We start from the raw sequence: 26,535 nt of genomic DNA on the forward strand, positions 1-26,535 counted from the left end.
GCCCATGGAGGCGACGACCGTCGCAGTTCTGGGCTCGACGGGATCGATCGGCACCCAGACACTCGACGTCCTGCGCGCTGAGCCGGACCGATTCCGCGCGATCGCCTTCGCGGCGCACAGCTCGGTCGACGGCCTGGCCGCACAGGTCGCCGAGTTCAGGCCGACTGCGGTCGGCATCGGGGACGCGACACTCGCCGCAGAGCTGACTTCGAAGGTGCCCGCAGGGACCGAAGTGCTGGCCGGCGCGGACGCGTTCGCCGAACTGGCGACGCGCGCAGACGTCGCGGTGAATGGCGTCGTGGGTTTTGCGGGGCTCGGCGTGACGCTCGCGGCGCTGTCGGCGGGTCGTCGGCTTGCGCTGGCGAACAAGGAGAGCCTCATCGCGGCGGGTCCGCTCGTGCGCCCGCTGCGCTCAGTGCCCGGCGCCGAGCTCATCCCGGTCGACAGTGAGCACAGTGCGGTGCATCAGTGTCTTGCGGGCCACTCGACAGCGGCGCACAGGCTGATCCTCACCGGCAGCGGCGGTCCGTTCCGCGGGCGCACTGGCGCCGAACTCTCCCGCGTCGCGATGACCGAGGCGCTCGCTCATCCCACCTGGTCGATGGGCCCCAAGATCACCGTCGACTCCTCGACGCTCATGAACAAGGGTCTCGAAGTCATCGAGGCCCACGAGCTCTTCGGCGTGAGCTACGACCGCATCGACGTGGTGATCCAGCCGCAGTCGGTGATCCACTCCATGGTCACGTTCGCCGACGGCAGCACCATCGCGCAGATGTCGCTGCCCGACATGCGCCTGCCGATCGGCTACGCCCTTGCCTATCCCGACCGGATCGAAACCGCGTTCGGGGCCGTCGATTGGTCCTGCCTGGGACATCTCGATTTCGAGCTTCCCGACACGGCGAGCTTTCGGTGCTTGGACCTCGCCTATGCGGCGGGCCGCGCGGGGGGCACCGTGCCGGCGTGGCTGAATGCCGCGAACGAACAGGCCGTGGCAGCGTTCTTGGACGACCGGCTGCGGTGGCATCAGATCCCCGACGTGATCGAGCACGTCCTCTCCCAACACGACGGAGGAGCAGCCAGCTCCGTCCCCGCAGTCATCGCCGCGGATCGCACGGCGCGCCGCCTTGCCGTCGCAGCGACGAAGGCGATGAGCCGGTGAAGGGTCACTCCGAGGGACCGCAGACACGCCGGCTGCGGCCGTTGCTGGGCACCGGTGTGCTGATCGTCGCCCTCGCGGCGCTGGCGGCGGCGGCATGGCGCTATCCGCTCGTGGTCGTAGCAGCCTGCGCGCTCGCAGGCATTCTGTTCATGCACGAGCTGGGTCACTATCTGGCAGCGCGTTCTGTTGGCATGAAGGTGACGGAGTTCTACCTGGGCTTCGGTCCGAGGCTGTGGAGCGCCAAACGCGGCGAGACCGCCTACGGGTTACGGGTCTTGCCGTTGGGCGCCTACGTGCGCATCATCGGGATGTCACGTACAGATCGGGTTGATCCCGGCGACGAAGACCGCGCCTATCGCGTGAAGTCGTATCCGCGTCGCATGCTCGTCGTCTCGGCGGGTTCGCTCATGCACTTCGCCCTTGCGATCGCGGCCTTCTTGGCGCTGCACGCCTGGCTCGGCGCGCCCGACTACGACGGCGGCCGTTGGCAGGTTGCCGAAGTCATCGCGTCACGCGACGGCATCGAGCTACCGGCTGCGGCTGCAGGCATCGCCGTGGGTGATCGCATCGTGGCTGTCGACGGCGAAGCGACGCTCAACTGGGACGACTTCGTGGCTGAGGTGCAGTCGCATCCCGGCGAGAGCGTTCTGCTCGACGTTGAACGCGATGGCGCTCTCGTGGTCACCGGCGTCACGCTGGCGGCCGATCCCGGCTCGGGCGGCGGTCTGCTGGGAGTTCGAGCAGAACGTTCAATCGTCTACGAGACGGTCGGCCTGCCGACGGCGGCAGTCCGCGCCGTATCGGACTTCGGTCGCTCCGTGTTCGACTCGGTGTACGGAATCTGGTCGCTGTTCGCCAACCTAGGCGGCGTGGCGGATCGCATTATCTCGCCGCCAGGCGACCCGTCTGCGGGCGATGATCTCCGCACTCGCCCGCTGTCGGTCGTCGGCATTGTGGATCTCGCGTCGGACGATGCACTCGGTTGGCCTGAGCGCGTTGCGATGTTCGCCCTCGTCAACGTCTTTCTGGGTGTGTTCAACCTGTTGCCGGTTCCGCCCTTCGATGGCGGCCACGTCGCCATCGCCACCTATGAACGTTGGCGCGAACGCGCTGGGCGAGGCCGTTATCTCAGCGATCCGCGGGCGCTCGACCCGGTCGTGGCCGTCGTCGTGACAGCGCTGATGCTGTTGGCTGTGGGCTTGCTGTATCTCGATATCGCCAATCCCGTCGACCTGTGACGCCGCGCGCACGATGACCACCGACCCTTCGATCGACGGAACCGGCAGCCACTACGAGCGGCGTCGTACGCGGCAGGTTCGCGTCGGCGCAGTCGCCGTCGGCGGCGGGGCACCGATCTCTGTGCAGTCGATGACGACCACCAAGACGGCAGACGTCGACGCCACGCTCGCTCAGATCTATGCGCTGGCTGGCGCCGGCGCCGACATCGTGCGCTGCACTGCGAACGATCTCGCTGCAGTGGAGGGGCTCGCCCACATTGTGCCTCGCTCTCCTGTGCCGCTAGTGGCCGACATTCACTTTCAGTACCGCCTTGCGCTCGCGGCGCTCGATGCAGGCGTCGCGTGCCTGCGTCTGAATCCCGGCAACATTCGCAAACCGGATCAGATACGGGCTGTGGCGTCGGAGGCCGGGGATCGGGGAGTGCCGATCCGCATCGGTGTCAACGGCGGTTCGCTCGATCCCGACATTGAGGCCCGCTACGGCATGACGCCGACCGCACTGGTGGAATCCGCGAAACGCGAGCTCGGCTACTTCGAGCAAGTGGGTTTCGACGATGTGAAGATCTCCGTGAAGGCCAGCAACGTGAGGCTCATGGTCGAGTCGTACCGGCTGCTGGCCGACACGGTCGACTTTCCCCTCCATCTGGGCGTTACCGAAGCAGGGCCGCCGCCGGCCGGGCTGGTCAAGTCCACTGCCGGCATAGCGACGCTGCTCAACGAGGGAATCGGCGACACGATCCGCTTCAGCCTCACGGCCGATCCGGTTCAGGAGGCCGTCGCGGGGCGTCAACTGCTCGAGTCCCTCGGACTGCGCGAGCGCACCAGCACCGACCTCGTTGCATGTCCCTCCTGCGGCCGTGCGGAGGTCGACGTCATCGCCGTCGCCCAGGCTGCTCAGGAAGCCTTCAGCGGACTGGACCTGCCGGTTCAGCTTGCGGTGATGGGTTGCGTCGTCAATGGACCAGGCGAGGCCAAGGGCGCTGACCTGGGGATTGCCGCGGGTCGCTCGCGAGGCCATTTGTTCGTGAAGGGGCAAGTGGTCGCTGTGGTGCCCGAGGACCGGATGGTCGACGAACTTGTGACGTGGGCAAAGATCGTCGTGGCTGACGGCGTGGACGCGGCGCTCGGGCGGGCCGAGGATGGCGCGGCAGCCGCGGCCGAGGCGGACCGAGCGGCACTGGCATTCGCGCATGGCGATGACGTCAATGACACCGCCGAGCGGGTGTCGCTGATCCGTCGCCGCTGAGGCGCGGCTGCCCGCGGTCTGGACCCGAAACAGCACTGGTAGTCTGCGATGTCGCAGGACAGCTTCGGCTGGTCGTGGGCTCTGCGCGCGCGTATCACGCCGGTGTCGCAGGCAAAGCCCCGAAAATGGCCGGCGCGACGCGGACAGGGAGGTAGCGATGATTGACACCGCTGCGGCCTCGCGCGCCCCGGTGGGTCCCGATGCTGGCGCACGGCCTGGCAGGATCGCTCAGCTTGCCGGGACCCTCGCGACCGACGCCGGTTGCGTGCTCTACGACGTGGCTTGGCGAGGGGAGACTCTCGTCGTACTGGCGTCGGGAACGGGCGGAGACTCGGTCGATGTCGATGCGCTGAGCCGCCTGAGTCGCAAGCTGTCCACCGCACTGGACGAAGCGGACCTGATCGAGTCCCGCTACGTGCTCGAAGTTTCGAGTCCCGGCCTCGAGCGCAAGCTGGTGCATCCCGAGCACTTCGCTGGTGCGCTCGGCGAGCAAGTGGTGATCCGAACCGAGCCCGGCGAGCGGCCGCGACGGCGGATCGTCGGCGAGGTGCTCGCAGCAGACGAGCACGGCGTGACCGTTCGCCCCGACGAGGTGTCCAGCGGCGAAGCGGGCGACGGCGGCGGAGCCGAGGCGGGCGAGCCGCTCGTGGTGCCGTTCAGCGAGATCTCCAAAGCTCGCACGGCGTTCGACTGGGGCCCCGCGCCCCGGCACAATCGGAGTGCCGGCGCGCCTGGTCGCGGCAATGCAGGCCGCGCACCGAAAGAAAGGCAGGGGCGATGAACAGCCCGGAGATCATGGAGGCGCTCCAGGCGCTGGCCGCCGAGAAAGGCATGAGCACCGAGGTGCTGCTCGAGGCTGTTGCGAACGGTCTCGAATCGGCGTACAAGCGCCGTGACGGCGCAGCCGAGCAGGCGTACGTCATCATCGACGAGTCGTTCAACATCACCGTGTACGCGCAGGAAGTCGACGAAGACGGCAACGTGCTGCGCGAGTGGGACGACACCCCTGACGACTTGGGCCGCATAGTGGCCCAGACCGTCCGCCAGGTGCTCAACCAGCGGATCCGCGAAGTCGAACGCGACATGAAGTACGACGAGTACGCCGGGCGCGAGGGCGACATCGTCACGGGCATCATCCAGCAGAACGACGCCCGCTACACGCTCCTCGATCTGGGACGTGTCGAGGCTCTGCTGCCGCAGTCCGAGCAAGTGCCCTACGAGCGTCCCGAGCCCAACAGCCGGCTCAAGGCGTACATCGTCGAAGTGCGCAAGACCGCAAAGGGTCCCCAGATCGTCGTGTCGCGCACGCACCCGGGACTCATTCGCGAGCTGTTCAAGCTGGAGGTTCCTGAGATCTCAGACGGCGTTGTCGAGCTGAGGGCCTGTGCGCGCGAGCCCGGGCATCGCACCAAGATCGCCGTGTGGTCCAACGACCCCAACATCGACCCGGTCGGCGCCTGTGTGGGAGCGCGCGGCAGCCGTGTGCGTCAGGTCGTCAACGAACTGCGGGGCGAGAAAATCGACATCGTCCCCTTCTCGGACGATCTGCATGACTTCGTGGCCAAGGCGCTGTCCCCGGCGCGGGTGCGCGAGGTCCGCTTCCACTCCGAGCAGGGCGTGGCTGAGGTCATCGTTCCCGACCACCAGCTCTCGCTGGCGATCGGTCGCGAGGGCCAAAACGCTCGCCTGGCGGCTCGGCTGACGGGATGGCGCATCGACATCAAGAGCGAGACGCAGATCGCAGATGAAGAGGCCGGCTTCGCGGGCCAGGACTGGGCCGAGGGTGAGTGGGTCACCGATCCCGATTCGGGCGAGCAGACGTGGGTGCCCGCTGACGGCAGCGAGGCGATCACTGCGGGTCAGTGGTCCGAGGCCGCCACCGAGCAGCAGGAGACCGCGACCGGCGCGGCGCCCGAGCACACAGCCACTCCAGCGCCTGATGGCCCCGCAGAGGCTCCTGCCGACGCCAGTACCCTTCGAGCCGGCTCGACGCCGACGACGTGACGCTCGCACACGTCGACGCGTCCTTGACCTCACCCGCCATCGAGCACTTCAGCCACCCACAGAAAGATCGACCGCTTGCCGAAGAAAGTACGCGTTCACGAGCTCTCCAAAGAGCTGGGCATGTCGCTCACCGCGGTGCTCGACGTCTGCGAGACGTTGGGCATTGGGGTGAAGACCCATTCGTCCAGCATGGAGGACGCTCAAGCTGACCGCGTCCGCCGCAAGGCCCAGCGCGAAGGGCTGATCCGCGACGAACCGCCACCCGATCCGCGCAAAGCCCGCAAGGCGCCGGCGACGGCGGCCCCCGCTCCCGAGCGCGAGCCCAAAGCACAGCCCGACGCAGCACCTTCACCGGTGCCAACCCCAAAGTGTGCAACCCCTCCGCCCGCCGCTGCGGTTGCCGAGCCAAGGGCACCCGAGCCAAGGGCGCCTGAGCCAAGGGCGCCCGAGCGTCTCGCGGCGCGCGTGCCCACCGAGCCGCCGAGTCCCGTACCGACGCCACCAGCAGCCCCGCCGCCCGCACCCCGGACCGATGCAGTGCAGCCCGCGGCGCAAGCCACACCCGCCGAGGTCGCTCCGACTACTCCTCCTGGCTTGCCACCGCCTGGTTTGCCGCCGCCACGACGGCTCGTCACCTCGAGCGGCCAAGAGTCCGCTCGGCCTATCGCGCCGCCTCAACGTCCTGCCGCGCGCACCGAAGAGCCCGCAGCGCCTCCGCGCCTCGCACCTGTCGAGATGCCCAGTCCGGCGGCGGCGCCATCTCGTTTGCCGGCCCCCCCGCTGTCCACCGAGGGCAAGCCGATTCCCCCCCCGCCGCTGGCCCCTCGTTCGGGCACCGGCAAGCCGATCCCGCCCCCGCCCGGCCCGCCTCGCGCTGCTGCACGGTCCGGTTCGCCGTACCGCACGGGTCCTCCAGGCGGATTCCGTCGTCCCGTAGGCGCCGGTGGCGGCCGCCCGCCGGGGGCAGGGCCAGGCGGGTCTCGCCCAGCTACGGGAGTTCCCGCAGGGCCCGGTGGACGGCCATCGGGACCTCCGGGGGCGCGTCCAGGCGGACCGCGCGGTGTACCGCCGCGTGGCCGAGGTCGTCCTCGTCGGCGTCGACGTCGCCAGCGCGAAGAGCTGCAGCCGCAGCAGCTCACGGCCTACACGCCCGTCGATGCCCCGGTGCCCGACGGCGAGATCATCATCGAGCGTGGCTCGACTGCTCAAGATGTTGCGACACGTCTGAATCGCTCCGCGGCCGACGTGGTGCGGTTCCTGCTGCAGCAGGGCGAGATGGTGACGGCTACGCAGTCGCTCAGCGACGACATGGTCGAGCTGTTCGCAGCCGAGCTCGATGCCGAGGTGCGCATCACCGAACCGGGAGCCGAGCAGGAGCAAGAACTGCTGCGAGCCCTCGAGGTGGATCTCATCGAAGGCGACGGCCTGACTCGCCCGCCCATCGTCACCGTCATGGGCCATGTCGATCACGGCAAGACGCTTCTGCTCGACAGGATCCGCTCGGCAAACGTCGTCGACGGCGAAGCCGGCGGCATTACCCAGCACATCGGCGCCTACCAAACCGATCGAGGCGACCATCGGATCACCTTCATCGACACGCCGGGTCACGAGGCATTCACGGCGATGCGTGCTCGCGGAGCACAGGCAACCGACGTCGTCGTGCTGGTTGTCGCGGCCGACGACGGCGTCATGCCCCAGACCGCAGAGGCCATCGACCACGCTCGCGCCGCTGACGTTCCCATCATTGTGGCCATCAACAAGATGGACCGGCCTGGAGCAGACGTCGACCGCGTTCGGGCACAGCTGGCCGAGCGTGGCCTGGTGCCCGAGTCCTATGGCGGCGACATCATCACGGTCCCCATGTCGGCGATGACCGGCGAAGGCGTCGACGACCTGCTCGATCAGATCCTGCTGGTCTCCGAGCTGGAGGAGCTCACCGCGGACCCATCCGGTCGCGCAGTCGGCATTGTGCTCGAAGCCCACCTCGACCGCGGTCGAGGCCCGGTGGCCACCGTCCTCGTCCAGCACGGCACGCTGCGAGTCGGCGAGCCGATGGTTGCGGGCGCTGCCTGGGGTCGGGTGCGTGCGATGACCGACGACAGAGGCAACCCGGTGAATGAGGTGGGTCCGTCCGCGCCGGTACAGGTGCTCGGGCTCGGTGAGGTGGCGCGTGCAGGCGATCTGTTCGTTGTCGCTCCCGACGAGAAGACCGCTGGCAAGGTGGCAGAGACGCGCGAGCATTGGCAACGGCAGGCGAGCCTTGCCGGAACCGCAGGCGGCAGCAGCGGAGGAGCGAAGCTCGAGGACATCTTCAAGCAGGTGCAAGCCGGCGAGACCGCCTCGCTCAATCTGGTGCTCAAGGCCGATGTCCACGGTTCGCTCGAAGCCGTGACCGACAGCTTGCGCAAGCTCGAACGCGACGACGTGAAGCTGACGTTCGTCAGCCGCGGTGTTGGCGGGATCAACGAGAACGATGTGCAGCTCGCGGCAGCCTCTGAGGCCACAATCATCGGATTCAACGTTCGTCCCGATCGCAACGCACGTCAGACCGCTGAAACCGAAGGGGTCGAGCTGCGTCTGTACGAGATCATCTACGACCTCATCGCAGATGTGCAGAACGCCATGATCGGCATGCTCGAACCCGAGTTCGAAGAGATCGTCTCGGGCGAGGCTCAGGTACGTCAGGTCTTTCGCATCGCGGGGGTTGGGCCGGTCGCCGGGTGCGTCGTCGAGCACGGCAGCGTGACCCGCGGATCGAAGGTCCGTTTCCTGCGTGAAGGCACGATCATCTGGAAGGGTTCGGTCAAATCGCTGCGTCACTTCCAGGACGACGTGGCCGAGGTAAATGCCGGCATGGAGTGCGGCATCGGCCTCAGCGACTTCTCGGACTTGAAGGAAGGCGACGTGATCGAGACCTACACCGAACGCGAGATCGCCCGCGTGGCCTGACGGGACGTAGCGCTATGGCACGTGCACGCCGCCGGCGCTCGATGCCGAATACCCATCGATTCGAGCGGACCGACCGCGTCGCCCAGCTCGTCCGCAGTGTTGTGGCGTCGGAGATGGAGCGTCTTGACGAGGCCTTTGGCGGTGTCGTGGTCACCGGCGTGGACGTGGACCGCGAGCTGATGGCCGCAGTGGTGTACTACGACGTGCGCGACGCGGATCAAGCCGACGCGGTCGCTGCGTCGTTCTCGCAGCACCAGCACCGGTTCCAGCGATCGCTCGGCGACCAAGCCAGCATGCGGCGCACACCGGCCCTGCGATTCCGCCGCGACATGTCGATCGTCGCCGCACACCGGATCGAGGAACTGCTCGCCGGCTTGTCCGGTGAGCAGGTTCAGGGGCAGGTTGGCGGCTTGTCCGGCGAATACGAACCCGACGAGCGCTGATGGCGCGACGCCGTCCGCCGACCACGCACGGCACGGTGATCGTGGACAAGCCAGCGGGGCCGACCTCCCACGACATCGTCGGGATATTGCGGCGGCGATTTGGGGAGCGACGCATCGGCCACGCAGGCACCCTTGATCCATCCGCAACCGGCGTACTCGTCGTCGGCGTCGGCCATGCCACCCGCTTGCTTCGGTTCGCGACGGCCGGCAGGAAGCACTACGAGTGCGAGATCGTGTTCGGCGTCGCAACAAGCACGCTCGACGATGATGGGGCCCGCGTCGCGACATGGACAATGGGCATCTCTCCCGAAGATGTCGCAACGGCTGCCACCCGCTTTGTCGGCACCATCTCCCAGCTGCCGCCGATGGTGTCGGCGGTGCGCGTCGGCGGGCGACGGCTCCACGAGATTGCACGCGCCGGCGAGACAGCCGATCGGTCGCCGCGAGAGGTGCGGGTGAACGAATTCGATGTGACACCCACCGACGATCCGCTCGTCTATACGGCGACGGTGGAGTGCTCGGCGGGCACGTTCGTGAGATCGCTCGGAGCGGATCTGGGCACCGCGCTGGGCGGCGGGGCTCACATCCGATCGCTGCGGCGAACTCGCAGCGGATCATTCACCGCTGCCGAAGCGGCACCGCCATCGGAAGCCGAGTTGCTCGGCATGGACGAACTGGTGCGAGACCTGCACCAGATTGCATTGACCTCGACGGAAGTGGGTGCGGCGCGCGGCGGGGCGCACCTTGCACCGTCTCGCTACGACGGGGACGGGCCGTGGGCTCTCGCCGATGCCCACGGCACGCTCGTGGCTGTCCATGAGCGAGCGGGCGGCAGAATGAAGGCCACAGTGCTCGCCGGGTAGCGTGGCGACCATGGAGGTCATTCGCGACTTGGACTGGTGCCCGGTGCTCGAGCACGGCAGCGTCGTGACGGTAGGGGAGTACGACGGTGTCCATCGTGGCCACCGAACCGTGATCTCCGAGATGCACCGCATGGCTGCCGAGCAAGGCCGCGCAACGGCAGTGGTGACGTTCGACCGGCACCCCGCGACGGTGGTGCGCCCCACCTCGGCACCGCTGTTGCTGTGCGACCTCGACCACAAACTGGAACTGCTGGCCGACACCGGTGTCGACTTCACGCTCGTCATCAAGTTCGACGAGGCCCAAGCAGCGGTGCCCGCCGAGCAGTTCGCACAGGATGTGCTCGTCAACTGCCTGTCGGCGCGCGCTGTTGTGGTGGGCGCCGACTTCCACTTCGGACGGGGCCGCCGAGGCAATATCGAAACGCTCCGCCAGGTGGGCGTCGACCACGGCTACGACGTGGTCGGGCTGCCGCTGGTGAAGCAGATGACAGGCGACGGGGATGTGATCTCGTCCACGTCGATCCGTTCTGCGCTCGCCGCAGGCGATGTCGAGCGTGCGCATCGGCTGCTCGGACGTCCCTTTGAAGTGCGCGGCACAGTCACCGTCGGCGACCGCCGCGGGCGCCAGATCGGCGTGCCTACGGCAAATCTGCCGACAACGTCAGACCTGCAGATTCCTTCGGACGGTGTCTATGCGGCGTGGTACCAGCGGCCTGACGGGTTGCAGTATCCCGCAGCGGTCAACATCGGTCGCCGGCCGACGTTCTACGACTTCGCGGAGCGGTCGCTCATCGAGGCGCACCTGATCGGCTTCCGTGGCGATCTCTACGGCGAGACTGCGAAGCTCCGTTTCGTCCGGCGCCTCCGAGCCGAACGGCGATTCGACGGCATTGACGAGCTGAGAGTCCAGCTCCGTCGCGACATCGAAGACGCTGCCAAGTGCCTCGAGGCCTAGCGGCACGCTCGCGCTGGTAGCCTGCACGACCGACAAGAGACATATCAACACGGCTGGGCCGAACCAGCCTCGTCGCGGAAGCGGGCAATCCACCCCCACGCGACGCCACCACGAAGGAAATACAACAACGGCATGAGCGTCAAGTCCGCACGTCCGCCGGCCGAGCAGTTTGACGAGCATCGTCATCACGCCGCCGACACCGGATCGCCTGAGGTGCAGGTTGCGCAATTGAGCGCACGCATCGAGCACCTCACCGAACATCTCAAGACCCACAGCAAGGATCATCACAGCCGCCGAGGGCTGCTCAAGCTCGTCGGACGTCGGCGCAGGTTGCTCAACTACCTGATCGCCAATGACGTCGAGCGTTACCGAGCTTTGATCGCAAAGCTCGGGCTCCGGCGCTGACACACGTACCCGGCGGCCCTCGCGGCCGGTGCCCAGTGCGTCGCAGTCCGAGCTCGAAGAGCCGACCGGCGCCGCGGGTGCATCTCGGGGACACGCAGTCCTGACACACCGAATCTCCAAAACCCCACCGGCGGGAAGGTCCCGCCTACACCACAGGAGCAAATATGGCTGAAGCCATCACGGTCACCGGTCCCATAGCGGGCACCGACAAGACCATCACCTTCGAGACTGGCGTGCTTGCCGGCCTCGCAAACGGGGCGGTCACGTCCCGCATCGGCGACACGCAAGTGCTCGTCACCGCAACGGCGTCAAGCCGTCCACGCGAGGGCGCGTCGTTCTTCCCGCTCACCGTCGACATCGAGGAGCGCATGTATGCGGTGGGCCGGATACCCGGTTCGTTCTTCCGGCGAGAGGGGCGTGCGTCCGACGATGCGATCCTGACGTGCCGGCTGATTGACCGCCCGCTGCGACCCAACTTCCCCAGCGATTACCGCCACGACACCCACGTGGTGGGCACGATTCTCGGCGCTGACCACGTCAACCAATACGACATTGTCGCGCTGAACGGTGCGTCGGCGGCCCTGTGGCTGAGCGGCATCCCGTTCGAGTGCCCGCTCGCCGGCGTGCGGATCGCCTACTCCACCGACGGCGAATGGATCCCGTTCGCCACCCACGAAGAGTCCGAGGCCGCCACGTTCGAGATGGTCGTGGCCGGTCGCCAGATCTCCAACGGCGACATCGCCGTGATGATGGTCGAGGCCGGCGGCACCGAGAAGTCCTTCTCGTACTACGCCGAGGGCGCACCGAAGGTCACCGAGGAAGTGCTCGCGAGCGGACTCGAGGCCTCCAAGCAGTGGATCGACGACATCATCGAGATGCAGAAGTCGCTGCGCCGCTTGGTCGAAGAAGCCTCCGGCCCAATCCAGCAAATGGAGTACACCTCCACCAAGGACTGCTCCGACGAGGTGCTCGATCGCGTGCGCGAAGTCGCCGTCGATCGCATGCGTGAAGTGATGGCAATCGCCGACAAGGCCGAGCGCGAGGCCGCACAATCGGTGACCAGCACCGCCGTGATTGATGAAGTTGCCGCAGAATTCGCAGACCTCGACGGCGCCAAGGACCAGATCCGTGAGGCGGTCAGGTCGCTGTCGAAGGAGATCGTGCGCGAGCGCATCGTGGCGGACGGGTTCCGCATCGACGGGCGGTCAACCGATGAGGTTCGGCCGCTCTCGTCGGTCGCGGGCTACCTCGGGCGCACCGCTCATGGATCGGGCCTGTTCCAGCGCGGTGAGACCCAGGTGCTGAATGTCACCACGCTGGGCATGTCCCGGATGGAGCAGATCGTCGACACCCTGAACCCTCAGGACCGACGCCGCTTCATGCACCACTACAACTTCCCGCCGTACTCCACCGGCGAAGCCGGATTCATGCGTGGACCCAAGCGGCGCGAGATCGGGCACGGCGCACTCGCTGAGCGTGCCATCTTCCCGGTCGTCCCGTCCAAGGAAGACTTCCCGTACACCATCCGGCTGGTATCCGACGTGCTCAGCTCCAACGGGTCCACCTCGATGGGTTCGGTGTGCGCATCGTCGCTGTCGCTCATGGACGCCGGCGTGCCGATCATCGATCACGTCGCCGGTGTGGCCATGGGCCTCGTGTATGCCGACGGTCAATACGTGACGCTCACTGACATCCTGGGCGCCGAAGACGCATTCGGCGACATGGACTTCAAGATTGCGGGCACGCAAGACGCCATCACAGCGCTCCAGCTCGACACCAAGATCGAAGGCATTCCCGCCGAGGTGCTGACCCAGGCGCTGGGCCAGGCCCGACAGGCTCGCCTGCAGATCCTCGAGGTCATGCGCGCAGCGATTGCCGAGCCGCGGCCCGACGTCGGCGAGATGGCGCCGAAGATAACCAGCTTCCAGATCCCGATCGACAAGATCGCTGAGGTCATCGGCCCGCGCGGCAAGGTCATCAATTCCATCCAGGAAGAGACCGGCGCCGACATCAATGTGGACGATGACGGCACGGTCGGCACCGTGAGCATCGGCGCTACTGACCGTGAGGTCGTGGCAGAGGCCGAGCGGCAGATCCGGCTCATTGTCAACCCGCCGACGCCCGACGTGGGAGCCACCTACGAGGGTCGCGTGGTGAACATCACCAAGTTCGGCGCCTTTGTGAACGTGCTGCCCGGCACCGACGGCTTGCTGCACATCTCCAAGCTCGGCGGCAAACGCCGGCTGAGCTCGGTCGACGAGGTGCTCGAACTCGGTGACGTGATCAGCGTGATCGTCGAGGAGATCGACCCCAACGGCAAGATCAGCCTCTCGCCCGCAGACCCCTCCCAGGTCGGCGACGACGGCTCTGGCGGCGACGACAGCTCTGGCTCCGATGCGCCGCGTCGCGAACGCGGTCGCAGCTCAGACAACGGTGCTCGCCGGACGCGCACAGCCAGGCCCGCAGCAGAAGCTGCCGCGGGTGGCGGAACCGCTACAGCAGTGGCCGATTCGACTGCGGAGGCATCAGGCGGCGGCGTCTCGACTGCGACAGTGCGCGAGGACGTGTCCTTCGGCGAGCACTTCGAGCAGGTCGCTCGTGACGTCTACGGCGATCTGGGCCCTGAGGCCGAGCAAACAGGCCGGGGATCCGGCCGCCGCCGCGGCCGCCGCTAGGCACAGAGAAGCTTCGCTAGCTTCTTCGGTGTGAGAGTTCTGGTCTTCGGCGCGGGCGGCCGCATGGGTGCCACGGTGTGCGAGGCGGTCGCCGACGATCCAGATCTGGAACTTGTGGCCGGAGTTGACCCTGGGGCGGCGGGCCGCCGCGATGCCACTGACAGCATCGTGATCGAGGTGAGCACCGACACCGTCGACGCTGCGGTGGTCGATGTCGCCATCGACTTCACCGTCGCCGCCGCGGCGCGGGACAACATCGCGTGGTGCGCGGCGAACGGCGTGCATGCCCTCGTCGGCACCAGCGGGCTCGACCCCGACGACTTTGAGCGATGCCGTGCCGAGTTCACAGCCAGCAACTGCCTCATTGCGCCGAACTTCGCCATCGGCGCGGTGCTCATGATGCGGTTCGCCGAAATCGCTGCGCCATTCTTCCCGACCGCAGAGGTCATCGAACTGCACCACGACAACAAGGTCGATGCCCCATCTGGCACCGCAATGGCGACCGTGCGCAAGATGGCCGAGGCGTCCGACGATTGGGCTCCCGATCCCACACGCGACGAGGTGCTGCCCGGTGCCCGTGGCGGCAAGGGCACTGCGCAGATCCCCGTGCACTCAGTCCGCTTGCGGGGCCTCGTGGCGCATCAGGAAGTTCTGCTGGGCACGGCGGGGGAGACGCTCACCATTCGCCACGACAGCTTGGACCGCGTCTCGTTCATGCCTGGCGTGCTGCTCGCCGCCAAGACAGTTGCCGACCACCCCGGCGTGACGATCGGCCTCGACGCATACCTGGGCCTCTAGCGGAGTTTCCCTGCTGAGGCCGCCGAAATGCCGGCCGTCGGCGACACGCGGAGTCGCAGGCCGAGTGCCTCGATGACCTTCAACACGGTGGTCAAGCCGGGATTGCCGTTGATCGACAGCGACTTGTACAGGCTCTCGCGCCCAAGGCCCGACGCTGCAGCGATCTCGGTCATTCCTGCAGAGCGCGCAATGTCGCCAAGGACGGCCGCTACCAACTGCGGCTCACCTGCTCCGAGCGCAGCGTCCAGATATGCCACGGCATCTTCCGTACTGGTGAGGTGATCTGCCGGGTCCCAAGGTCGGGTTGTCGTCCGTTCCATCTCGTCACTCACGCTGGCCCCTAGAGGCTCGCCGCCAGCCTGCGAGCTCGCGCGATGTCGCGCTCGGATCTGCCTGTCTCGAAGGCTGGCGAACCATCGCGCGTAGTCATCAGTCTGGCGAATCTCGATCTCGATGCGGGGACGCTATCGGACAGAATGTATCCCAAGAGATACGTTTTGGCGCGGGTTCGGCAGCCGAGACACCGCGAACGGTTACAGCGGGATTGCGTCCTTGAATAGCCCGCGATGGCTGTCTTGCACCGCCGAGGAATCGACGATGTCTACTGCCGTTGATTGTTCGATGTCTTTGAAGGCGGTCATTTGCGCACGAGTCACGTAGTGATCTTGGCGGCGATTCGGGCACCAGCGGGCGAGCACTTGGACTGCGCCACATCCATATCCGGTACGCCTCGAAGCGGCAGCAACGAGGCACGCAGAATCAGGAGACGCATCAGGCGGCACCAGAGAATCGGTGAGGGGACATGACTCAGTCATCTTCGGCGGGTCGCAACGCCATCCACCACTTCGTGTTGGTCACCGAGGGGTGCGACCTGCTTGACGACGCCAACCTCGAAGCGCTCTACGAGGCGGGCTGCACCGACGCCAGCATCGGCCGCCGCACCGTGGAGTTCGACCGCGAGTCCCCCACTCGATGGGATGCCATTCAGCAGGCGATACGGGATGTGAGCGCGGTCGCCGCACTTCGGGTTGTGGATGTCCGCGACAGCATGGACGCCGTGCCCACAGAGCCGACCGCGCCCGCCTTCACGTAGCCGTCACGCCGTCGCGTTAGGCGCTGCGGCGGACGTAGGTGACTGCACGATCACGGTCATGCCCTCAATCGAGGCGTCTCTCAGTCACGCGGGGAGGTAGCCACTCCCAGAATCTCTACGAGGGATCCGTAGAGACGCCTGAGTGTCGCCGTGTGTATCGATGCGAGCAGCGGCAACGCCTCGCGAGACGGCGCCCGTGCCGTCAACTCAAGCACACGACTGGCGATTGCGCGTTTGGAAGGGCGATTCACCCCGCGGTCGGCGGTAACCTCCTGTTTTGATTAAGAGGGTCTTTGAATCAAGGTGATGCGATGAGCCAAGCAGTGAACGACTCGATTTATTCTCGCTATGAGGGCCGAGGGCAGACCGGCTCGACGGCGTGAGACTCCCCCCTCCCCCCCCCCCCCCCCCCCCCCCCGGCTCTCGTCGTCGGCGCCGTCGGCGAGCCGGTCGGGCTGCGGGACGGCTCGACGGCGCCGTTGTCGCGGTGACTTCGGCCGTCCGCGACGGCCGCGTCCGGCTGCGTCGGCCGATGCGTGCGCTGGCTGTGTTCGTGCTGCTGGTCACGGCGCTGGCTGTGGCCACGCCCCTGTCCCAGGCGCAGACGCCGACGCCGGTGAAGCTGGTGTCGAACGCCGGCCAGGCTCGTACTGGATCCAGCAGCAGCGCTTTCCTAGCGCAGAGCTTCACGACGGGGGCCACCACCGGCGGGTACACGCTGTCCGATGTCCGCATTTATGTCAACAGTTTTCAAAGAACGGGTTGGTCGACGGCGGTCAAGATCCGGGAGAACAACGCCAGCAACCAGCCGGGCGATGTGGTCGCCACGCTCGCGAACGCCAGCCTCACCTCCGGCCGCGTGAACATCTTCACGGCGCCGGCGAACACTACCCTTTCGGCGTCGACGGTCTACTGGGTGTACGTCAACGACGGCGTCACTGGACAACGAACGAACTACAGTCAAACGATCAGCAACGCTCAGACGGGCCTGACGGGCTGGACCATCGCCGATACACGGTTAGCGAGGACTGACGAGAGCAGCTCTTGGAATCGGCCGGAGGGCGGGAAGCTATCCATGCAGATCCAGGGCTACGCGACCAGCCCGCCCGCCACCACCACGACGACGACCACCACCGCGCCGGTCAACAGGGCGCCGGTGTTCGCGGCTGCTTCGTTGACGCGCAGTGTGGCGGAGAACACCGCGGCGAACACGAATGTGGGGGCGGTGGTTCCTGCGGCGACCGACGCAGACTCGGGCGACACGTTGACGTATTCGATGGTGGGCGCCGACAGCGCCTCGTTCAGCTTCGACGCGGCGACGCGACAGATCAAGACCAAGTCGGGTGTGTCTTATGACTTTGAGACCAAGAGCAGTTATTCGGTGACGATCAGGGTCTCTGACGGGACGGCCAGCGACATGTTGGCGGTCACTATCAACTTGACTGATGTGGCTGAGGCGCCGGCGGCGCCGGCGGCGCCGGCGGTGTCGGCGACGTCGGGTTCGACGACGAGCCTGAACGTGGCCTGGACCGCGCCGGCCCGCAACGGGGGCCCCGCGCTGACCGGCTATGAGGTGCAGTACCGCATCGGTTCCAGCGGCTCGTTCAGGTCGTGGTCGCATTCGGGCACGTCCACCTCAGCAACGATCACCGGGCTGATCGCCGATATCGGCTATCAAGTGCAGGTACGCGCCCTCAATGGGGAGACCCCCAGCGCATGGTCGCCCTCTGGTAACGGCGTCACCCATGCCAACAGGGTGCCGGTGTTCGCGGCTGCTTCGTTGACGCGCAGTGTTGCGGAGAACACCGCGGCGAACACGAATGTGGGGGCGGTGGTTCCCGCGGCGACCGACGCAGACTCGGGTGACACGTTGACTTATTCGATGGTGGGCGTTGACAGCGCCTCGTTCAGCTTCGATGCGGCGACGCGGCGTATCAAGACGAAGTCGGGTGTGTCTTATGACTTCGAGACCAAGACGAGTTATTCGGTGACGATCAGGGTCTCCGACGGCACGGCCATCGACACGGTGGCGGTCACTATCACCTTGTCTGATGTGGCTGAGCAGCCGGCGCGGCCGGCGGCGCCGTCGGTGTCGGCTACGTCGGGTTCGACGACGAGTGTGGACGTGGCCTGGACCGCGCCGGGCCGTAACGGGGGCCCCGCGCTGACCGGCTACAGCGTCCAGTATCGGGCTGGTTCGAGCGGTGTGTTCAGGGCTTGGTCGCATTCGGGCACGTCGGTGTCTGCGACGATCACCGGGCTGACCGCGAATACCAGCTATCAAGTGCAGGTACGGGCTCTCAACGGGGAGACGCCCAGTGCATGGTCGCCGTCGGGTACGGGCCGCACCAACTCGCCTGCCAACAGTGCGCCGGTGTTCGCGGCTGCTTCGTTGACGCGCAGTCTCGCGGAGAACACCGCCGCGAACACGAATGTGGGGGCGGTGGTTCCCGCGGCGACCGACGCGGACGGTGACACGTTGACGTATTCGATGGAGGGCGGGGACAGCGTCTCGTTCACGTTCGATGCGGCGACGCGGCAGATCAAGACCAGGTCGGGTGTGTCTTATGACTTCGAGAGCAACACGACCATCTTCTCGGTGACGATCAAGGCTTCCGACGGCACCGCCAGCGACACGGTGACGGTCACTATCACCTTGACTGATGTGGCTGAGCAGCCCGCGAGACCGGCGGCGCCGTCGGTGTCGGCTACGTCGGGTTCGACGACGAGTGTGGACGTGGCCTGGGGTGCGCCGGACCGCAACGGAGGACCCGCGCTGACCGGCTACAGCGTTCAGTATCGGGCTGGTTCGAGCGGTGTGTTCAGGTCGTGGTCGCATTCGGGTACGTCGGTGTCGGCGACGATCACCGGGCTGACCGCGAATACCAGCTATCAAGTGCAGGTACGGGCTCTCAACGGGGAGACGCCCAGTGCATGGTCGCCGTCGGGCACGGGCCGCACCAACACGCCTGCCAACAGTGCGCCGGTGTTCGCGGCTGCTTCGTTGACGCGCAGTGTGGCGGAGAACACCGCCGCTAACACGAATGTGGGGGCGGCGGTTCCCGCGGCGACCGACGCCGACAGCGGCGACACGTTGACGTATTCGATGGAGGGCGCCGACTCCGCCTCGTTCAGCTTCGATGCGGCGACCCGGCGTATCAAGACCAGGTCGGGCGTGGTCTATGACTTTGAGACCAAGACGAGCTATTCGGTGACGATCAAGGCTTCCGACGGCACCGCCAGCGACACGGTGACGGTCACCATCACCTTGACTGATGTGGCCGAGCAGCCCGCGACACCGGCTGCGCCGACGGTGTCGGCTACGTCGGGTTCGACGACGAGTGTGGACGTGGCCTGGACCGCGCCGGACCGCAACGGAGGACCCGTACTGACCGGCTACAGCGTCCAGTACCGGGCCGGTTCGAGCGGTGTGTTCAGGGCCTGGTCGCATTCGGGTACGTCGGTGTCTGCGACGATCACCGGGCTGACCGCCAACACCGGCTATCAGGTGCAGATACGGGCCCTCAACGGGGAGACGCCCAGTGGATGGTCGCCGTCGGGCACGGGCCGCACCAACTCGCCGACCAACAGTGCGCCGGTGTTCGCGGCTGCTTCGTTGACGCGCAGTGTGGCGGAGAACACCGCCGCTAACACGAATGTGGGGGCGGTGGTTCCCGCGGCGACCGACGCCGACAGCGGCGACACGTTGACGTATTCGATGGAGGGCGCCGACTCCGCCTCGTTCAGCTTCGATGCGGCGACCCGGCGTATCAAGACCAGGTCGGGCGTGGTCTATGACTTTGAGACCAAGACGAGTTATTCGGTGACGATCAAGGCTTCCGACGGCACGGCCAGCGACACGGTGCCGGTCACTATCAACTTGACTGACGTGGCTGAGCAGCCGGCGACACCGGCTGCGCCGACGGTGTCGGCGACGTCGGGGTCGACGACGAGCCTGAACGTGGCCTGGAGCGCGCCGGGCCGCGACGGGGGACCCGCGCTGGTCGGCTACGGCGTGCAGTACCGGGTGGGCTCCGCCGGTGTGTTCAGGTCGTGGTCGCATTCGGGCACGTCGGTGTCGGCGACGATCACGGGGCTGAGCGCCGGCACCGGCTATGAGGTGCAGATACGGGCCCTCAACGGGGACACGCCCAGCGGATGGTCGCCGTCGGGCTCGGGCCGCACCAGCGCGCCCGCCAACAACTCGCCCGCCGGCAGCGCGCCTGCCGGCAGGTCGCCCGCCGGCAGGGCGCCTGCCGGGGGCGTGCCGTATTTCCCGCCCGACGTCTATGTCGGCGGCGGCGGGCCCGGTCCGAGCACTGTGGACTATGAGTGGACGGTGAGCCACGACATCGAGGGCCTCGACGGGGGCCATGACGAGCCGACGGGCTCGTGGTCCGACGGGGTCACTTTGTGGATCGTCGACGACGGCTCCGGCGCGGACAACGAGGTGTACGCCTATGGCCTGGCCATGGGCGAGCGGGTCGAGGGGAGCGAGTTCGTGCTCGACGACGCGAACCGCGCCCCTCGCGGCTTGTGGTCCCGGACGGGGATTGCCTGGGTGTCCGACAGCGGCCGGGACCGTGTCTTTGTCTATGACCTCGACAGCGGCGACCGCCTCGCCGAGCGCGAGATCGCGTTGGATCAGGCCAACGGCGATGTCCGCGGCATCTGGTCCGACGGCGGGACCTTGTGGGTGCTCGACCGCGCGCGGGCGCTTTTCGCCTACGACCTGTCGAGCGGGCAGCTGCTCGCGCACCACCTGCTCGACCGCGCCAACAGCGACCCCCGCGACCTGTGGTCCGACGGTGTCACTGTCTGGGTCTCCGATCATGGCGCCGAGCGTCTGTTCGCCTACCGGCTGCCCGTCGTGCCCGCGCAGCCGGGCGCGGTCAGCGCCGCGCAGGCCGACAGCGGCGAGCCGCGGCCGCTCGAGCGTGTCCCTCGTGAGGAGTTCGGGGAGCTTTCCGGCGCCGGCAACAGCAGTCCTAGCGGGATCTGGTCCGACGGCGACGTCATGTACGTCGTCGACGACAGGGACCGCCGCGTCTACACCTACAACATGCCCGACGCCATCGACGCGCGCCTCGCCGCGCTCTGGCTCAGCGGCGTCGACTTCGGCGGGTTCGACCGCGACCGCACCGGCTATGTCGCCGTCGCCGGGCAGGGCGCGACCGAGACCGTCGTGACCGCCGAAGCGACACAGCGCCGCGCCGATGTCGAGATCAAGCCCGGCGACAGCGACGCCGCCGACGGCCACCAGGTCGCGCTCGGCGGCCTCGCGGCGATCACCGTCACGGTGACCTCCGCCGACGCCAGCCGCACCAAGACCTACCGTGTCGCCTTCTTCGCTGTGCCCGCGGACGTCGACGCGCCCGGGCTGCACCTCGCCGGCGCACACCCGTGGGTGGCATCGGACTGCTCCGGCGACGTGCCGATCATCGTGGCCTCCGACGCCGACGCGCAGTCGGACATCTATTCGGCGGTGACCCTGGCGGGGATCATCGGCACGGACTGTGTGGTGCTCGCCGGCGCACGCGAAGCGTCCATGCCCCAAAGCCAGGCCGCGCGGCTCGCCGCAGCAGCACACGGCGGCTATGTCGTCGGCGGCGAAGCAGCGGTGCCCCCCGCCAAGCTCGCCGACCGCGATATGTCACGAATCTGGGGCGACAACCGATGGACGACCGCCCAAAAAATCGCCGACCAAGCAACCCGGCCGGCCCCAGGCACTCCCGCGGAGACACCCGCTGCCCAACCCGCGCCCCTGCCCGCGGACGTCGGCGCGCCCGGGCTGCACCTGGCCGGCGCACACCCATGGGTGGCATCGGACTGCTCCGGCGACGTGCCGATCATCGTCGCCTCCGACGCCATGGCACAATCCGACATCTACTCAGCAGTCACCCTCGCACGCATCATCGGCACCGACTGCGTGATACTGGCCGGCGCACGCGAAGCGGCCATGCCCCACAGCCAAGCGACACGGCTGGCCGCAGCAGCACCACACGGCGGCTACGTCATCGGCGGCCCAACAGCAGTGCCCGCCGCCAAAATCGCCGACCGCCACAACATCACCCGCATCGCCGGCCCGAACCGCTGGCAAACCGCCCAAAAAGTCGGACACCAAGCACGCACACTCACCAACAGCACCCAATAAACCGCCGTGACGGCCGGGCAGGATTACTCCTGTGCGCTGCGGTCCGGTTCTTCGTTCGGGTTCCGCCGGTTCCGGCACTACCGGATCCGATCACTCCTCTGCGCCGGCAAACCCGACTGGACACTCCTCGACACCATCACACCCCACTGAAATCCGAAGAGCCGCATATCAGCGGAAGCTCGAAGTAGCCAACTGGGAAGGCCTTGCGTCCGCTCACGCCCTAGTTCTTCGAGCTTGCCCCAATGTCTGTCTTCCCGAGTTCTTGCCGTACTTCCTCCGAGCTGATCAGTTCCATGGCCGCGCGCTCGACATTTCTGTCGGTTCGCTGTCTCCCACGATCAACTGGAAGACACACGCCTCCGAGATCTTTCTGTTTCCAGACAAGACCATCCAGGAAGAGATCTCAACAGCGATGGAAGGGTTCGAGAACTACATCAACGCGCTTACGCACGCCATCGAATCGGTTCGGACGCTCGAGGGGGCAATTGTGGACGAGGTGAGCCGTGAGGGCTCTCCATCCACGCTTGGCGAGTTGGTCTCGAATGGCGGAATCCAGATTGGGCCATTCGGCAGCCAGCTGCATGCGCACGAGTACGTCGATGAAGGTCTTCCAGTCGTGATGCCAGCCGACCTCACAGCGGATGGGCTGCGGTACGACCGTCTGCGAAGGATCACTGAACAGACGGCCGAGCGACTCGCGAAACACCGCGTTCGCACAGGGGACATCCTGCTTCCCCGCCGCGGTGACCTGAACAAGCGAGCTCTCATCAACGAACATGAAGCAGTGTGGCTGTGTGGGACGGGTTCCGTCCGCGTTCGCCTCGATGATCTTGGCGATGCGCCGCTCGTCGTTCGGCTTCTGCGTTGAGCGCTGCATTGAATGCTGCGCCCATGTCAGCGTCGTGCATGCATAAGCACGCTGAACGAGCTGCTGGAGACCCCAAGTGGCCTTTGACGAAGCGAACACTGTGGAGGCGATGGTTCTCGAACGCATGACCAAGCCCGGTTGGACGTACATCCATGGTCCGTCCCTCGAGCGGTCGATATCCGACGTCCTGCTCGAGTCCGTGCTTGCGGGTGCACTGGTGCGGTTGAACCCCGACATCGCTGCTCAACCCGAACGCGCCGACGAGGTCATCTACAAGCTTCGAGCCGTCATCAGCGGCGTCCTCGGTGGTGGGCTCGTTGGGGCAAACGAGGAGTTCATGTCCTGGGTTCGGGGCGAGCGCAGTATGCCGTTCGGTCCGAACAACGAGCACGTCACCAGCAAGCTCCGGCGGCATGAACAGCTTGGTAACCCAGCGGTCGTGATCGTCGCTGACAGAATCGACCTCGACACGCAAATCTCCGGCACATTCAACGCCGCTGACGTTTCCAACTTGGTCACGGCTGACAGCGGGCAGGAGCTGCACAACCTGCTCGCCCGTGATGCTCGCAAGGTCATCATCACCACGATCCACAAGTTTGCCGAGGCCGACGGCGTGCTGAACGAGCGAGACAACATCATCGTTCTCGTCGACGAGGCACATCGAACGCACGAAGTTGACCTTGGTCGGCAGATGAGGACCGCGATGCCGAAGTGCTTGCAGTGGTTCGAAGGCGTTGACCGCAGTGACTTCAGCTGAGAGGGCTTGCTGGCTGCACAGGAGTGCTTGCCTGACACGAACCGACAAGACCAGTTCGCCGAGGACTTCAGCGCGTAGTGGACATTGGATTTGACCGATATTCGGAATGAGCGCGGCGGCAGCGATTTGCGCAGGCTCAGCCGAGCAGGATCACTGCCGTGGAGATGGCGGGGCGGCGTCTTGTTCGGTTGCCGACGAAGCGTCCCGCAGCCCGGCGCGCCACGCGCTCGATGTCGACTGCGTCCGTCTTCGACCCTGATGCCTTGGCGGCTCGCTCCACAGCCTTGGCAACTTCGTCGCCCAGGGCGTCCACGACGTCGGCGTGCTCGTCGGTGTCGATCCACCCGCGAGACGCGACGTCAGGTGACGCCGCGAGATGTCCTCGCTTGTCGAGCACGATCGTCACATGCACGAATCCTGCTGTGAGAGCCAAGCGCTCGCCGATGACCTCGGCGTCGGGATCGTCGAGCGCGCCATCCACGTAGTGATACGGAGCCGGGACACCTCGACCCACCGACAGGTTGCCGTCCCGCAGTACTACCTGCGCGCCGTCGGTCAGCGTCAGCACTCGATGGTCCCGCATGCCGACCTCGCGGGCAAGCTGGGAATGGCGGGCGAGCATGTGGTACTCGCCCTCGATGGGCACGAACCATCGCGGGCGGCACGCCTCGTGAAGCTGTCGCAGCTCGTCGCGTTGGGCGTGGCCAGAAGTGTGGACCAGTTCGTGGCCGTCGTGGATCACTTCGGCGCCGTGCTTCGCAAGGCTCGACACGGTTCGGAAGACGGAGCGTTCATTGCCCGGAATGGGATGGCTCGACAGCACCACGGTGTCGTGTGGCCCGAGGTGGATCTCGGAGTGCGTGTCCGCAGCGATGCGCGAGAGCGCAGCGTTCGGCTCGCCTTGGCTGCCGGTGCACACGATGCATACCTGCGATGGATCGAAGCCGTCGAGCTGTTCGGCGGTGCGCAGCGCTGGCTCGGGAAGGTCCAGCACGCCCAGCTCGCGTGCGATGCGAACGTTGTTCACCATCGAGCGGCCCACCGGCACGACGAAGCGGCCCTCGTCGATTGCGGCATCGCAGATCTGCTGGACGCGGTGGAGATGGCTGGCGAAGCAGCTCACGATGAGCCGCCGGTCGGAGCGCTCGGCGAAGAGCCGCCGCAGCGTGGTGCCGATCTCGGTCTCCGAGGCGCTGCGCCCCGGGCGGTCGGCGTTGGTGGAGTCGGCCATCAGCAGAGCAATGCCCTCGTCACCCAGCTCTCGCAGCCGCGCCAAGTCGGTCAGACGACCGTCGACGGGGGCCTCGTCGATCTTGAAGTCCCCCGTGTGTACGAGCGCACCGGCGGGCGTGTGCAGCACGATGCACAGGCTCTGAGGGACCGAGTGCGTGATCGGCAGTGCCTCGACGTCGAAAGGGCCGATCCGCCGCCGTTCGCCGTCGCCCAAGACATGAAACGAGGTGCGGTCGCCCAGGCGTGCCTCGGTCACCTTGTGCTTGGCAAGCGCCATCGACAACGCCGAGCCGTACAGCGGGACCTCGATGTTGCGCAGGAAGTGGGGCACTCCGCCCAAGTGATCCTCATGTCCGTGCGTCACTACCAATCCGACAACGTCGCTGGCACGAGAGTTCAGCCAGTCCATGTCGGGCAGGACCTGCCGCACACCGGGCATCAGCGCTGGATCAGGAAACATGACCCCGAAGTCGATGACCAGGAGCTTCCCGTTGACCTCGACGACAGTGCAGTTCCGCCCGACGTCGCCGAGCCCGCCCAGGAATGTGACCGTGACGGGCCCCTTGGCCCGGGCGGCGCTCAAGTCTGCTTCAGTCGGGCGTAGACCTCGCGGGCGCGATCTTCCAGACCTTCGGGTGTGGGGCCCATCGGCAGGCGCGGTTCTCCGACCGGCAGGCCCAGCGTGCGCAGCATCGCTTTGGTCGGCACCGGGTTCGGCGCCGCGTCGCCTGTCTCGTAGTCGAAGCTCTCGAGCAGCGTGGCGTTGATCTCCCGGGCCTTGGTCACGTCGCCCGCCTCCCAAGCGTCGAACATCGCGACGTGCTCGCCGGCCGACCAGTGCGCTGCCACGCTGATCACGCCGACGGCCCCGACGGCCAGCAGCGGCAGCGTGAACCCGTCGTCACCGCTGTAGACCTCGAAGCCCTCCGGTGCCTGCGCGATGACCGTGGCGGTCTCGCCGGGATTCCCGGCGGCGTCCTTCACGGCCACGATGTTGGGGATCTGCGCCAGCTCCAGCAGCGTCGGGGTGTTGATCTTGCGCCCCGTGCGGACCGGAATGTCGTACATGATGACCGGCAGGTCCGTGGACTCGGCCACGGCAGCAAAGTGCGCTGCGATGCCTGCCTGCGAGGGCCGGTTGTAATAGGGCGTCACTGCCAAGATGCCGTCGGCACCCAGCTCGGCGGCCTTGCGGGTCTGGCTCACTGAATGCGCTGTGTCGTTGGTGGTGGTGCCGGCCACCACCGGGACGGTGACCGCCTCGGCGACGGCGCGCCAGAGCTCCCAGTCCTCCTCGTCGGTGATGGTGGGTGCCTCACCGGTGGTGCCGGTAATGACGAGGCCCTCGGCGCCCTCCGATACAAGCCAGCGTGCCAACGTCACGCCTGCGTCCACATCCAGCGAACCATCTGCCGCGAACGGCGTCACCATCGCCGGAACCACTCGTCCGAATCGCGCGCTCATCGGTTCGAGACTACTGCTGCGCCCCCGATGGCCTGCGCCTGTATCGGCAGACCGTCAGGGCCAGAAAATCCCTGTGAGTTCGCGGGCGGCGTTGCCTACGTTCGCGAGTAGGCGGATCGCCTTGGAGCTGGGTACAAAACCGGACTCGGCGCTCCAGGCGATCCGCCACTCGAAGCTGCTGCAGCAACCTCTGCAAATGAAGCTAACACCGGGGCGAAGCGAGCTTCAACG

Annotated in this window: 18 protein-coding genes and 2 pseudogenes; 17 read left to right on the plus strand and 3 right to left on the minus strand. The window is 66.8% G+C overall.

The window, feature by feature from the left end:
- Positions 1 to 4 precede the first annotated feature (4 nt).
- The 13 genes and pseudogenes from dxr (at position 5) to dapB (ending at position 14,735) form a co-directional block, all read left to right on the plus strand.
- Positions 5 to 1,159, plus strand: a complete 1,155-nt coding sequence (gene dxr / locus ACQY5K_RS18015; protein ID WP_428118224.1) for a 1-deoxy-D-xylulose-5-phosphate reductoisomerase — start codon at positions 5 to 7, stop codon at positions 1,157 to 1,159.
- Entirely contained in the window at positions 1,156 to 2,397 is a 1,242-nt protein-coding gene (locus ACQY5K_RS18020; RefSeq protein WP_428118226.1) for a M50 family metallopeptidase, read from the plus strand. Before dxr ends, ACQY5K_RS18020 begins: the two co-directional genes overlap by 4 nt.
- Before the next feature lie 13 nt (positions 2,398 to 2,410).
- The gene (gene ispG / locus ACQY5K_RS18025) at positions 2,411 to 3,643 is read left to right on the plus strand and encodes a flavodoxin-dependent (E)-4-hydroxy-3-methylbut-2-enyl-diphosphate synthase (protein ID WP_428118229.1); all 1,233 of its coding nucleotides are present in this window, start codon (positions 2,411 to 2,413) and stop codon (positions 3,641 to 3,643) included.
- Between the two features lie 157 nt (positions 3,644 to 3,800).
- Positions 3,801 to 4,424: a ribosome maturation factor RimP gene (gene rimP, locus ACQY5K_RS18030; RefSeq protein WP_419920655.1), complete on the plus strand. Its 624-nt coding sequence runs from the start codon at positions 3,801 to 3,803 to the stop codon at positions 4,422 to 4,424.
- Positions 4,421 to 5,647: a transcription termination factor NusA gene (gene nusA / locus ACQY5K_RS18035; RefSeq protein WP_428118232.1), complete on the plus strand. Its 1,227-nt coding sequence runs from the start codon at positions 4,421 to 4,423 to the stop codon at positions 5,645 to 5,647. Before rimP ends, nusA begins: the two co-directional genes overlap by 4 nt.
- A gap of 75 nt (positions 5,648 to 5,722) precedes the next feature.
- A pseudogene (locus tag ACQY5K_RS18040) lies at positions 5,723 to 5,863 on the plus strand (translation initiation factor IF-2 N-terminal domain-containing protein); the annotation flags it as partial.
- 948 nt (positions 5,864 to 6,811) lie between these two features.
- Positions 6,812 to 8,596, plus strand: a complete 1,785-nt coding sequence (infB, locus tag ACQY5K_RS18045) for a translation initiation factor IF-2 (RefSeq protein ID WP_428122757.1) — start codon at positions 6,812 to 6,814, stop codon at positions 8,594 to 8,596.
- 14 nt (positions 8,597 to 8,610) lie between these two features.
- Positions 8,611 to 9,039 carry a 30S ribosome-binding factor RbfA gene (gene rbfA / locus ACQY5K_RS18050; RefSeq protein WP_428118235.1) on the plus strand — a complete coding sequence of 143 codons (429 nt, stop codon included), beginning with the start codon at positions 8,611 to 8,613 and terminating at the stop codon, positions 9,037 to 9,039.
- The gene (gene truB, locus ACQY5K_RS18055) at positions 9,039 to 9,902 is read left to right on the plus strand and encodes a tRNA pseudouridine(55) synthase TruB (protein WP_428118237.1); all 864 of its coding nucleotides are present in this window, start codon (positions 9,039 to 9,041) and stop codon (positions 9,900 to 9,902) included. Before rbfA ends, truB begins: the two co-directional genes overlap by 1 nt.
- A gap of 10 nt (positions 9,903 to 9,912) precedes the next feature.
- On the plus strand, positions 9,913 to 10,857 hold the full coding sequence (locus tag ACQY5K_RS18060) for a bifunctional riboflavin kinase/FAD synthetase (RefSeq protein WP_428118240.1): 945 nt from the start codon (positions 9,913 to 9,915) through the stop codon (positions 10,855 to 10,857).
- Between the two features lie 132 nt (positions 10,858 to 10,989).
- Positions 10,990 to 11,262, plus strand: a complete 273-nt coding sequence (gene rpsO / locus ACQY5K_RS18065) for a 30S ribosomal protein S15 (RefSeq protein ID WP_419920650.1) — start codon at positions 10,990 to 10,992, stop codon at positions 11,260 to 11,262.
- Between the two features lie 164 nt (positions 11,263 to 11,426).
- Complete coding sequence (locus tag ACQY5K_RS18070; protein WP_428118242.1) at positions 11,427 to 13,937, plus strand: polyribonucleotide nucleotidyltransferase; 2,511 nt, start codon at positions 11,427 to 11,429, stop codon at positions 13,935 to 13,937.
- 30 nt (positions 13,938 to 13,967) lie between these two features.
- A complete protein-coding gene (dapB, locus tag ACQY5K_RS18075) occupies positions 13,968 to 14,735 on the plus strand; it encodes a 4-hydroxy-tetrahydrodipicolinate reductase (protein WP_428118245.1) in 768 nt (255 codons plus the stop codon).
- Here dapB and ACQY5K_RS18080 read toward each other — a convergent pair.
- Positions 14,732 to 15,055 (minus strand): addiction module antidote protein, encoded by a 324-nt coding sequence (locus tag ACQY5K_RS18080; protein WP_428122759.1) that lies wholly within the window; start codon positions 15,053 to 15,055, stop codon positions 14,732 to 14,734. The two genes, dapB and ACQY5K_RS18080, sit on opposite strands and share 4 nt — an antisense overlap.
- A gap of 482 nt (positions 15,056 to 15,537) precedes the next feature.
- Here ACQY5K_RS18080 and ACQY5K_RS18085 point away from each other — a divergent pair, with 482 nt between their 5' ends.
- The 4 genes and pseudogenes from ACQY5K_RS18085 to ACQY5K_RS18100 form a co-directional block, all read left to right on the plus strand.
- Positions 15,538 to 15,828, plus strand: coding sequence for a hypothetical protein (locus ACQY5K_RS18085; RefSeq protein ID WP_428118248.1), 291 nt, complete (start codon positions 15,538 to 15,540; stop codon positions 15,826 to 15,828).
- Positions 15,829 to 16,315: 487 nt separating this feature from the next.
- Positions 16,316 to 21,982 (plus strand): fibronectin type III domain-containing protein, encoded by a 5,667-nt coding sequence (locus ACQY5K_RS18090; RefSeq protein WP_428118251.1) that lies wholly within the window; start codon positions 16,316 to 16,318, stop codon positions 21,980 to 21,982.
- A gap of 262 nt (positions 21,983 to 22,244) precedes the next feature.
- A complete protein-coding gene (locus tag ACQY5K_RS18095; protein WP_428118254.1) occupies positions 22,245 to 22,850 on the plus strand; it encodes a restriction endonuclease subunit S in 606 nt (201 codons plus the stop codon).
- A 124-nt stretch (positions 22,851 to 22,974) separates the two neighbouring features.
- Positions 22,975 to 23,559, plus strand: a pseudogene (locus ACQY5K_RS18100) (DEAD/DEAH box helicase family protein); the annotation flags it as partial.
- A 184-nt stretch (positions 23,560 to 23,743) separates the two neighbouring features.
- Here ACQY5K_RS18100 and ACQY5K_RS18105 read toward each other — a convergent pair.
- Together ACQY5K_RS18105 and dapA are read right to left on the minus strand one after the other, a co-directional pair.
- Positions 23,744 to 25,423: a ribonuclease J gene (locus ACQY5K_RS18105; protein ID WP_428118257.1), complete on the minus strand. Its 1,680-nt coding sequence runs from the start codon at positions 25,421 to 25,423 to the stop codon at positions 23,744 to 23,746.
- Positions 25,420 to 26,304 carry a 4-hydroxy-tetrahydrodipicolinate synthase gene (dapA, locus tag ACQY5K_RS18110; protein WP_428118260.1) on the minus strand — a complete coding sequence of 295 codons (885 nt, stop codon included), beginning with the start codon at positions 26,302 to 26,304 and terminating at the stop codon, positions 25,420 to 25,422. The genes ACQY5K_RS18105 and dapA overlap by 4 nt, the downstream gene beginning before the upstream one ends.
- Between the last annotated feature and the right edge of the window lie 231 nt (positions 26,305 to 26,535).

This window comes from Candidatus Poriferisodalis sp. (assembly GCF_965262965.1).
Taxonomy (GTDB): Bacteria; Actinomycetota; Acidimicrobiia; order Acidimicrobiales; family Poriferisodalaceae; genus Poriferisodalis.

Excerpts from the sequence above, each read along its gene's own strand:
- ACQY5K_RS18080 (WP_428122759.1), bottom strand. The coding sequence starts at position 15,055 with ATGGAACGGACGACAACCCGACCTTGGGACCCGGCAGATCACCTCACC.
- dapA (WP_428118260.1), bottom strand. The coding sequence starts at position 26,304 with ATGAGCGCGCGATTCGGACGAGTGGTTCCGGCGATGGTGACGCCGTTC.
- ACQY5K_RS18060 (WP_428118240.1), top strand. The coding sequence starts at position 9,913 with ATGGAGGTCATTCGCGACTTGGACTGGTGCCCGGTGCTCGAGCACGGC.
- ACQY5K_RS18085 (WP_428118248.1), top strand. The coding sequence starts at position 15,538 with ATGACTCAGTCATCTTCGGCGGGTCGCAACGCCATCCACCACTTCGTG.
- nusA (WP_428118232.1), top strand. The coding sequence starts at position 4,421 with ATGAACAGCCCGGAGATCATGGAGGCGCTCCAGGCGCTGGCCGCCGAG.
- ispG (WP_428118229.1), top strand. The coding sequence starts at position 2,411 with ATGACCACCGACCCTTCGATCGACGGAACCGGCAGCCACTACGAGCGG.
- rpsO (WP_419920650.1), top strand. The coding sequence starts at position 10,990 with ATGAGCGTCAAGTCCGCACGTCCGCCGGCCGAGCAGTTTGACGAGCAT.
- rbfA (WP_428118235.1), top strand. The coding sequence starts at position 8,611 with ATGGCACGTGCACGCCGCCGGCGCTCGATGCCGAATACCCATCGATTC.
- dxr (WP_428118224.1), top strand. The coding sequence starts at position 5 with ATGGAGGCGACGACCGTCGCAGTTCTGGGCTCGACGGGATCGATCGGC.
- truB (WP_428118237.1), top strand. The coding sequence starts at position 9,039 with ATGGCGCGACGCCGTCCGCCGACCACGCACGGCACGGTGATCGTGGAC.
- ACQY5K_RS18070 (WP_428118242.1), top strand. The coding sequence starts at position 11,427 with ATGGCTGAAGCCATCACGGTCACCGGTCCCATAGCGGGCACCGACAAG.
- rimP (WP_419920655.1), top strand. The coding sequence starts at position 3,801 with ATGATTGACACCGCTGCGGCCTCGCGCGCCCCGGTGGGTCCCGATGCT.